Below are 9,368 nucleotides of genomic sequence, written 5' to 3' on the forward strand. Positions count from 1 at the left end.
CGTGAACAAAAGGCAACGAATATATACGGTGCTGGCCAGTGGTGCTGCTGTGATCCTGCTTACAGCCGGACTGCTGTATATCAATAACAGGGGAGTTCCAGCCGTGGAGGCAACGACTTATCTTGAAGCAACAACAGAGGCTATGCCAACCGAGACGGAATCATTGCAATTCCTTACCGATTCCTCGCAGGGGGTGCTGGGTATGCAACTGGTCGCCGAGGATCAGGGCCTGGCGCTTTATTACAACGAGGAGACGACGGAAATTGCCGTTCGTGATGGAGCGAGTGGACAGATCTGGTACAGCAATCCGAACGAACGTAATCAGGATGGCCTGGCTTCCGCTTATGAAAAGGAAGTGTTGTCCTCCCAGCTGAACGTGTCATTTCGGAATGCGATCGGTACACTGGAGAACTTTCCGAACTTTAGCTCCAGCATCAGCAACAAACAGTTCGCAGCTGCCAATGTGGATCAGGGCATTCGTGTTACATACACGCTTGGGGATACCTCGCTAGGCATTGATGCTCTGCCCAAACTGATAAGCAAACAGCGTCTGGAGGAGAAGGTACTTTCGAAACTGGATGCCACAGTCGCAAGATATACATCTGCCCGCTACTATCCAACCAAGAACAATCCGGATGTGCTAGAACGGTTGGATGGACAGATATCAAAGCAGCTTGTACTGAACAAGATGCTGGATGCCTTTGAGACGGCGGGTTACACCGCTGAAGATCTTGCTTTTGACAATGAGGAGAATGGAGTCGAAGGCGGGGGCACATCGGATAAACCAAGCTTCGTCATTCCGGTGGAATATCGGCTGGATCAAGGTTCGCTGGTTGTAACCGTGCCGCTAAGTCAGGTGAAAGAGAGCGGTCAATACCGTATTCGTAATATCGATCTGCTCGCTTATTTTGGTGCCGCCGATACGAAAGGTGAAGGTTATATGTTTGTACCTGACGGATCAGGTAGTCTGATCCATCTGAATAACGGAAAGGTCAAAGAGGAGCAGTACGTACAACGTGTGTATGGTGCAGATCCGAATGACAATTCACTCAGTCGCCCGCAGGTTAGTGAATCTGTCCATATGCCTGTCTTTGGTTTGAAGAACGGTGAACATGCCTGGTTTGCCGTGATTGAAAAAGGGGATGGCATGGCCAGTATCTCTGCGGACATTGGAGGCAGGCAAAATAGCTATAACCACGTCTACGGCACGTTCTCCCTGCGGGGTGAGGATGAGTTGGAGATGTATACCTCGCAAAAGATGCAGGAGATTCAGCTACTAAGCGAGGAACCATTCCGCGGGGATATTCAGGTGCGATTCCATTTCCTTAATGGTAAGGATGCCAGCTATTCCGGGATGGCCCGTTTGTATCAGCAGCAATTGGTTGGGCAGAACGTACTGAAACCGCTGGAGGACGAATCAGCCTTGCCTTTTTACGTGGATGTGTTAGGTGCAGTGGACAAAAAAGCTTCATTCCTGGGTGTACCTTATCGGACCACATTGGCTATGACGACATATGAACAAGCGGCTGAAATGGCTGCGAGGCTGCAGCAGGAAGGTGTGAACCGCGTGCAGATGCGGTATCAGGGATGGTTTGGCGGAGGTTTCAGTCACCATACACCGACCCAGGTCAAGCTGGACAGTGAAGTGGGCAGTCGTTCCGAGTTGCATGATCTGTCTGAACAACTGAAGCAGTCCGGTGGAGCGTTATTCCCTGATGTGGCGTTTCAGCGTATTTATCACGACGATTGGAACTTTGCCCCTTCCTCCGATGCAGCGCGATTTGTCACCAAGGAGACAGCTGAACTGTATCCATACAGTCCTGCCCTCAACCGGATGGATCAGAGCAAAGACAGTTATTATCTGTTGTCGGCCGCCAAGCTGCCGTATGTGGTGAGCGAGTTTGCCGGGAAAATCAACAAATTGGAACTCAGCGCATTATCGCTGCGTGATCTCGGGCAGGTATTGAGCTCGGATTATCGGGATAGTCGTGTCATCCACCGGGAGACCGCGAAGAACATCGTGAAGGAGCAGCTGGGCAAGCTGCAGCAGGAATATCCAAATATGATGTTATCATCCGCTAATGCGTATGCGTGGGGATATACGCAGCATATTGTTAATGCTCCCTCAGGCTCCAGCCGGTTCAACATTACCGATGAGGAAGTTCCTTTTTATGAGATGGTCATTCATGGATATATGGACTACGCTGCTTCCGCAATGAATACGTCAGGGGATCAGGATCTGCGCAAACAGCTGCTCCGCAGTCTGGAGCTGGGATCAGCTCCGCAGTTTCAATGGACGTATGAACCATCGTCCAAGCTGAAGTTGACCAGTTATGATTCGGCTTATGCCACTGACTTTGCCTATTGGGTAGATGACGCAGCAGCCTTATACAAGGAAGCGAATGAGGTATTAGGTCATTTGCGGAACCAGCCAATAACCGAGCATGAACGAGTTCAGGATGGCGTGGTGCGTGTCACATATAGTGGCGATGCAACGATTTTGGTGAATTATACGGCTGATCCGGTAACGATTGATGGAATTACCGTTGGCGGGGCGGACTATGCAGTGGAAGGAGTGAACCGATGAGGACCCTTCGTTTATCCTTGAAATCACGGAGAGCGCTGCTTGGCCTTGCGTTTATTTCGCCCTGGTTGATTGGTTTCATCTTCTTGTTCGCTACGCCGCTGCTGCAATCGATCCGGTTCAGTTTGAGCAATCTGTCGGTTGCCCCAGGAGGCTATGTACTGGATTTTGTCGGTTTGAAAAATTTCAAAGATGCCATCCTGGTCGATGCAACATTCAACCGGATTCTGGTGGATTCGGTCGGAGCGATGCTGCTGAATGTGCCGATGATTCTATTCTTCAGTTTATTTACGGCGACACTGCTTAACCAGAAATTCAAGGGCAGAACGATGGCACGTGCGATCTTCTTCCTGCCGGTCATTCTGGCCTCCAGTGCTGTGGCGGCGGCCGAGTCCGCCGGGCTTATCAATCTGATGGGAGACATCAGTGCAGTGGATTCGTCGGCGGAGGGGGGAGCTTCGTTCAACGTCCTTTCAATCGTGCGAATGCTGAATGATGTGGGGCTGCCAATGGCATATGTCGATTACATCGTTGAAGCCATCATGCGCATTTACGATATTGTCAGCAGCTCTGGCGTACAGATTCTGATCTTCCTCGCTGCGCTGCAATCGGTACCCGGCTCGATGTATGAAGTGGCCAAAATTGAAGGTGCAACGGCTTATGAATCCTTCTGGAAAATTACGTTTCCGATGGTGAGTCCATTGATCCTGACGAATGTCATCTATACGATTATTGATTCCTTTGCAGGCAGCCCGGTGACGGAGGCCATCTACCAGACGGCATTTAAAACCCAGAACTTCGGCCTGAGCTCAGCCATGTCCTGGCTGTATACGCTGGTCATCGGTCTGGTATTGGTTGTTGTGGGATGGGTACTGTCACGACGGGTTCATTACAACTGAAAGCTAACGAACGTTGAAGGAGGCATGAGACTATGGCTGTGTCGGGAACGGATCGCATGGTGGTGGTTCCGAAAGAGAACTACCGCATGCAGAGGGTACGAAACAAGACATCGGACCTCCTGTATTCCATCTTCAGATATGCATTGATTATTGGTATTTCATTTATTATTTTGTATCCATTGTTTCTTAAAATCTCGGTTGCGTTCAAAGATAAACAGGATATCTATAATCCGACCATCTATATGATTCCCCAGCATTTTACGCTGGATAATATCAAGCTTGCGGCGCAGGTGATGGATTATTTACCTTTGCTGGCGAATACGTTGTTGTTCGTCACGATTACAACGCTGCTCACAGCGATATCCTGTGCGTTAGCCGGGTACGGCTTCGCCCGCTTTTCTTTTCCCGGCAGCAATGTGCTGTTTGTATTAGTCATCCTCACTATTTTAGTACCGACAAGCACCCTGATGGTGCCGATGTATCTGCATTTCCGCAACTTTGATTTTCTCGGCATGATTCGGCTGTTCACGGGGCGAGAAGGGATCAACCTGCTGAATACATACTGGCCGTCGATGATTACTGCGGCTACGGCTGGTGGGTTGAAGGCGGGGCTGTTCATTTATATTTTCCGCCAGTTCTTCAAGGGCATGCCCAAGGAAATTGAAGAAGCTGCGTTGATTGATGGAGCAGGCGGATTTCGGACATTTGCTCGAATTATGCTGCCGAACGCCATTTCACCGCTGATCACAGTCATTCTGTTCTCGTTTGTCTGGCAGTACAACGATACGTTCTATTCCGCGCTATTCATGAGTGAAAGCCCGCTTATCTCGCTGAAGGTGGCTTCATTGCCTGCCCAGGCGAACCAGTTAATCCCCCAATTGATGGGTTTTGGCTCGAACTCGGGCATGAAGGCAGACCCCAATTATGTTGCCATGATCGTGGATACAGGAATTCTGCTGGCGATTGCACCACTCATTATTTTGTATTTATTTGTACAGCGCTATTTCGTGGAAAGTATTGAACGTTCAGGTGTAGTTGGTTAACCGGGCTTGGCGTAGTCGTGTAGGATGCGTAATTCGGGTGTTTTTGATATTTGGGTCTCTATGTATCCTACCTTGGAATGGGGGATTATCAATGACGGAACAAAAGATAAGCGGTTATTTGGTGAATAAAGATGCGACTTCCGAGGCTAGAGAACTGATGAAGTACTTGGCGGAGCGTTATGGAAAAGGGGTACTGTCCGGCCAGCAGGATTACGGCAATCTGAACTGGATTAATGAGAATACAGGCCGCAAGCCGGCGGTAATTGGATTCGATCTCATGGATTATTCTCCATCAAGGACAGAACGCGGCGCGATCTCTCAGGAGATTCGGGATGCGATTGCATGGCATCTGCAAGGCGGAATTGTGACATTGTGTTGGCACTGGAATGCACCTACTCATCTGATAGATGAACCAGGCAAAGAATGGTGGCGCGGTTTCTATACGGATGCCACCACCTACGATCTCGATTCAGCATTGGCTCATCCTGAATCGCAAGAGTATACCTTATTGATCCGGGATATCGATGCCATTGCAGTACATCTGCAAGAACTCAAGGAGGCTGGGGTGCCTGTGTTATTCCGGCCGCTTCATGAAGCGGAAGGAGGCTGGTTCTGGTGGGGAGCCCAAGGACCTGAACCTGCCAAAAAGTTATACCGCCTAATGTATGATCAATTGGTCAACACGTATGAGCTGGGTAATCTGATCTGGGTGTGGAACTCGGAAAAGCCGGATTGGTATCCGGGTGACGATGTGGTGGACATTGTGAGTGTGGATGTGTATCCAGAAGCAGGCGATCACAGCCCATTAGCTAAGCGTTATGAAAATCTGCGTGAATTAGTGAATGACAGCAAAATCATTGCTTTAGCCGAGAATGGCTCCATTCCTGATCCAAAGCAGATGAAAGAGCAAGGTGTACATTGGAGCTGGTTCTGTACCTGGACAGGGGAATTCCTAAAGGGTGGCAATCATAATACCGTGGCGTATTTGAAGGAAGTATATAATAGTGAAGAAGTCATTACGCTGGATCAATTACCGAAGTGGAGTTGGAGATAGGGGTATTATCTGAACTTCTACCGACGTGAAAAAAAAGGGGGCTGTTCCATAAGTCATGAACATGACGGTGGACGCCTCTTGTTCGCGTTAATTTGGCCTGCCTTGAGAATCGGACCTTTAAGGTGCGCTAGATTCGTTAGCACGTTGCAAGTTTGACGCATTCCGCTCACCTGAGTTATTGGATAGCATGGCACTGATTTTTGGATACAATGCCTCATTGGAATTAAACAAGATGTAGGATTGATTGGTTGTACGGATCAGGATTGTTTCGGAAGCGCCATACGCTGCGCCGATTCGAACGGCTGAAGGCTCACTTCCACCATATGTATCATCAAGGGTAACTGCTTTAATATCTGAGATGGGAATTTCTATTTTGGAAAGCTGCCAACGGATGATGAGTTTATTCTCTACTTGCTGTACTTTAATGCCTAACATACACACAACCTCCTTTTAAGCCTGTTGAAGATAAATGCCTTTTCATTAGTTTATCACTTATTGGACGGAGAATGCTGGATCATTCTGGAGAAGCGAAGCAGCGATCGGAAGATGGTACTGTAATTGAAATGGCATAGTGTACCAGAGGAAATGGTTTGCTACAGTTATTTCCATACATGTTGGCGTGATGTACACTATGACTAACGAAAATGGGGGACGAAGAGATGTACATGGAGGTGGTGCCGTATGACAGATCTGAACGCGTATCATTATTTTGAAAAAAGGGTTGGACCATTCCGTAATCTCTCCAGTTTGTCCGAGCAGGATGCAGAAGCCGTTGCGCAGCATATCCGGCAGGGAGGCCGGAATTTTGCCAGTCAGCGATCAGCAGATTACATGATGATTCGCAGAGAACTTGAGCGGAAAGCGTACGAGCAGTTTATCTCCAAAGGTGGGAAACCGACCAACCGTTATCCTCACTATATGACCCTGGGTGCATGCGCGTGGTTGGAATCATGGTATACCGAACCGGATTGGGTCACGATCTCATGGGAGGATCTGCCTGCCTCAGGAATGGAATCAACAGGGTGATCTCGGACCGGAGCGTTATATCGAAGTACAGGTGTGGAACGAGGGCATCATCGGACTATATAGTCACCTTGATTGATATGCGAAACGGATGAAGAAATTCAGATGAATGAACTTTTCAAAAAAGTAGGAACAGGAATGACAACACCACCGTATCCGAATATTCGCCCTGCCGTGTACAATAGAGAGAACGAATCTTAAACCTAACCATGAAGGGGATGCTTGAGATGCATGATCAGCTGCCAAAGAAACCTTCTTCCTGCTGCTGCGCTGCAAGTCGGAGCGGCAAGCTCGAGGAAAAGAGTCTGCCAGAGGAAACGGCTGCATCGGTAGAGGCTGTTGAGGACAAGCCATCAAGTCATACCAGTTATTCAGCTGACTTCACAATAGCTCTAACCAATAGAGCAGAGAAGAAAGAAAGCATTCGTATTGAAGGTGGACGTTTCCTGATGGGCACGAATGACCCTGAAGCTTTTACAGCGGATGGAGAAGGCCCCGTCAGAGAAGTTCAGGTGAACTCCTTTTATCTGGATGCCTGTACGGTAACCAATGCGGAATTTGCACAGTTTGTTCGTGAGACGGGGTATAGGACTGAGGCGGAGCGGTTTGGCTGGTCTTTTGTTTTTCATCTGTTCGTTTCTCCGCAAACGGCGACTCAAGTTCGAACCGTGGTACAACAGACACCCTGGTGGTGGGTTGTTGAAGGTGCAGACTGGGCTCATCCTGAAGGACCCGATTCTAATATAAAAGATCGCTCTGATCATCCGGTTCTTCATATCTCATGGAATGATGCCAATGCCTATTGCCGCTGGGCGGGTAAACGTCTGCCTACAGAAACCGAATGGGAATATGCAGCCCGGGGTGGTCTGATTCAGAAAAAATATCCCTGGGGCGATACGTTAAGGCCGGATGGACAGCACTATTGCAACATCTGGCAGGGTGTATTTCCGGCGAAAAATAATGCAGCCGACGGTTATGCAGGCACCGCTCCATCTCAATCGTTCCCTCCCAATGCATACGGACTTTATAATATGTCAGGCAATGTATGGGAGTGGTGCGCAGACAACTACGTTACGGATCACGAGAAGGCTGCGGATGCTGCCACGGAATTATCTCCTCATGAAGACCGCAAGGTGTTAAAAGGCGGTTCCTACCTATGCCACCGTTCCTACTGCAATCGCTATAGAGTGGCGGCCAGAATCCCCAACACGCCTGATACATCTACTGGGCATATTGGTTTCAGATGCGCAGCGGATGTATAGTCTGTTGGTTTGCTTGTTTGTAGGATAAGGGTCTGGCTATTTCACCCGAATAAGTAATCCGAACAGACCCAGTACAGCAAAGGCCAGAAATGCTGTCGTGTTGGAGAACATCTCAATGGTGTACCCCGCTATCGATGATCCAATGAACTGCCCCGCACCGAGCGCGAGAAAAGCAAGGCTGATTCCGATGGACGTATTTGGACGAAATAACCTGGTCGCCCACACGATGAATACACTGGTCAGAAATATATAGGTACTGCCAAACATAACAGCTGAGACCAGGCTGGCGGCCATCGATGGAAGAAGGATAACGCCAAGTGAAACAGACAAGAGCAGAAGGCCTATCCGATAGGACCATCCAATTCCGATGCGTTCAATAATCCGACCAGCACACCCGCCGAGAATCCCCATAATCCCCATCACAATCCAGAACAGTACGGCTTCCGAATCGGAGGCCCCTTTTTCGTCCGTGAGGAAGTTTCGGGCAAAGGTCCAATAGATCGCAGAACTGATACCTGTCAGAAGGGAAGCCATGAGCAGAGCCACACCGGGTCTGGTCGGCTTCATGCATGCCCAGAGGGACTTGGTACAAGGCTCTGTTTTGCGTGGGGAAAGAACACGTCTATTCCATAACACTACTACAACACCCAGAACAGCAAAGAAGATGTAGGTAAAACGCCAATACTCGGTGAACAGCCAGTAGATCGGACCGGATACGATAATGCCAAAGCTGGTACCTGTGTTAATCCAGCTATTCCCCCTGGCTTGCTGCTCAGGTGCAAGCTCAGCGTAGACGGTGTTACCCAATGCAGGAGAGGCCAAGCCTGTACTTAATCCGGCAAGAAATACACCTAGTGTGAGAACAAACGCGTTTGGAGACAAGGCTATGCCCAACAAACCGAGCACAGCACTAACGCCCGCTATTTGAATGACATGATAGTGCCCAATGCGATTAATTAACAGTGGGGCACTAAGTAGAGACAGACAGTACGCAATGTAGGTTGCGGAATTGATTGCTCCGGATTGGGCATCGTCCAGTTGGAGTGCTTCCGAGATTTCCGGCATAAACAGCCCATAGCTGAATCTCCCGAATGCATAACATACAGCGATAAGGGCAATCCCTGGGAAAATAATTTTTTTCATCAAATCCACCGCCTTTTAGATAGAACGATCATTATATTTTCTTTGAAATAAAAAAGTGAGTTGAACTACTAACTCACCCGGTGTGGGACTACTTGAAACTATTCTGCGTCATGTCAATGAGTTCCCGGCAGACGTTATTTACATTTTCTGTCTCAGCGAGTGCAGTAGAACCCTCCAGCAACAGGTTAAATTGCAACACTGCACGGTCACTTGCGGCAGGATCAAGATTTTTAATCAAGGTCATCACATGTTTCTTATGTGCGTTGACAGTTTGTACAATGACGTTGTCTGGATCTCCGCCAAATTCCTCCTTGGCACGCAAAAACAAGCATCCTCTCGACTCATGCTCCATCAACCAGC

7 protein-coding genes and 2 pseudogenes are annotated in these 9,368 nt (G+C 48.8%); 6 read left to right on the plus strand and 3 right to left on the minus strand.

All coding sequences use genetic code 11. The features are described from left to right. Position 1 precedes the first annotated feature (1 nt). From A6049_RS07995 to A6049_RS08010, 4 genes are all read left to right on the plus strand, one after another. Entirely contained in the window at positions 2–2,587 is a 2,586-nt protein-coding gene (locus tag A6049_RS07995) for a DUF5696 domain-containing protein (protein WP_063564147.1), read from the plus strand. Next, positions 2,584–3,483 carry a carbohydrate ABC transporter permease gene (locus tag A6049_RS08000; RefSeq protein ID WP_063564148.1) on the plus strand — a complete coding sequence of 300 codons (900 nt, stop codon included), beginning with the start codon at positions 2,584–2,586 and terminating at the stop codon, positions 3,481–3,483. The genes A6049_RS07995 and A6049_RS08000 overlap by 4 nt, the downstream gene beginning before the upstream one ends. Positions 3,484–3,515: 32 nt before the next feature. Then, positions 3,516–4,526, plus strand: coding sequence for a carbohydrate ABC transporter permease (locus tag A6049_RS08005; protein ID WP_079696486.1), 1,011 nt, complete (start codon positions 3,516–3,518; stop codon positions 4,524–4,526). Positions 4,527–4,617: 91 nt separating this feature from the next. After that, the gene (locus tag A6049_RS08010; protein WP_063564149.1) at positions 4,618–5,580 is read left to right on the plus strand and encodes a glycosyl hydrolase; all 963 of its coding nucleotides are present in this window, start codon (positions 4,618–4,620) and stop codon (positions 5,578–5,580) included. 117 nt (positions 5,581–5,697) lie between these two features. Here the strand turns inward: A6049_RS08010 and A6049_RS08015 are convergent, their stop codons facing one another. Then, positions 5,698–6,015 carry a SunI/YnzG family protein gene (locus tag A6049_RS08015; protein ID WP_063564150.1) on the minus strand — a complete coding sequence of 106 codons (318 nt, stop codon included), beginning with the start codon at positions 6,013–6,015 and terminating at the stop codon, positions 5,698–5,700. A 246-nt stretch (positions 6,016–6,261) separates the two neighbouring features. Between A6049_RS08015 and A6049_RS08020 the strand changes: the two genes are divergently transcribed. Beyond that, positions 6,262–6,606: a hypothetical protein gene (locus A6049_RS08020; protein WP_240321349.1), complete on the plus strand. Its 345-nt coding sequence runs from the start codon at positions 6,262–6,264 to the stop codon at positions 6,604–6,606. A gap of 431 nt (positions 6,607–7,037) precedes the next feature. Further along, positions 7,038–7,865, plus strand: a pseudogene (locus A6049_RS08025) (formylglycine-generating enzyme family protein); the annotation flags it as partial. 36 nt (positions 7,866–7,901) lie between these two features. On the opposite strand, the gene A6049_RS08030 reads toward A6049_RS08025, so the two are convergent. Beyond that, positions 7,902–9,008 carry an MFS transporter gene (locus A6049_RS08030; RefSeq protein ID WP_063564151.1) on the minus strand — a complete coding sequence of 369 codons (1,107 nt, stop codon included), beginning with the start codon at positions 9,006–9,008 and terminating at the stop codon, positions 7,902–7,904. A gap of 88 nt (positions 9,009–9,096) precedes the next feature. After that, positions 9,097–9,368: pseudogene (locus A6049_RS33975) on the minus strand (TetR/AcrR family transcriptional regulator); the annotation flags it as partial.

It is taken from the genome of Paenibacillus sp. O199, from assembly GCF_001636635.1.
GTDB classification, from domain to species: Bacteria; Bacillota; Bacilli; order Paenibacillales; family Paenibacillaceae; genus Paenibacillus; species Paenibacillus marchantiae.

Bases quoted from the DNA above. Each gene is read 5' to 3' on its own strand.
- A6049_RS08000 (WP_063564148.1), top strand. From the start codon at position 2,584: ATGAGGACCCTTCGTTTATCCTTGAAATCACGGAGAGCGCTGCTTGGC.
- A6049_RS08005 (WP_079696486.1), top strand. From the start codon at position 3,516: ATGGCTGTGTCGGGAACGGATCGCATGGTGGTGGTTCCGAAAGAGAAC.
- A6049_RS08010 (WP_063564149.1), top strand. From the start codon at position 4,618: ATGACGGAACAAAAGATAAGCGGTTATTTGGTGAATAAAGATGCGACT.
- A6049_RS08015 (WP_063564150.1), bottom strand. From the start codon at position 6,015: ATGTTAGGCATTAAAGTACAGCAAGTAGAGAATAAACTCATCATCCGT.
- A6049_RS08020 (WP_240321349.1), top strand. From the start codon at position 6,262: ATGACAGATCTGAACGCGTATCATTATTTTGAAAAAAGGGTTGGACCA.
- A6049_RS08030 (WP_063564151.1), bottom strand. From the start codon at position 9,008: ATGAAAAAAATTATTTTCCCAGGGATTGCCCTTATCGCTGTATGTTAT.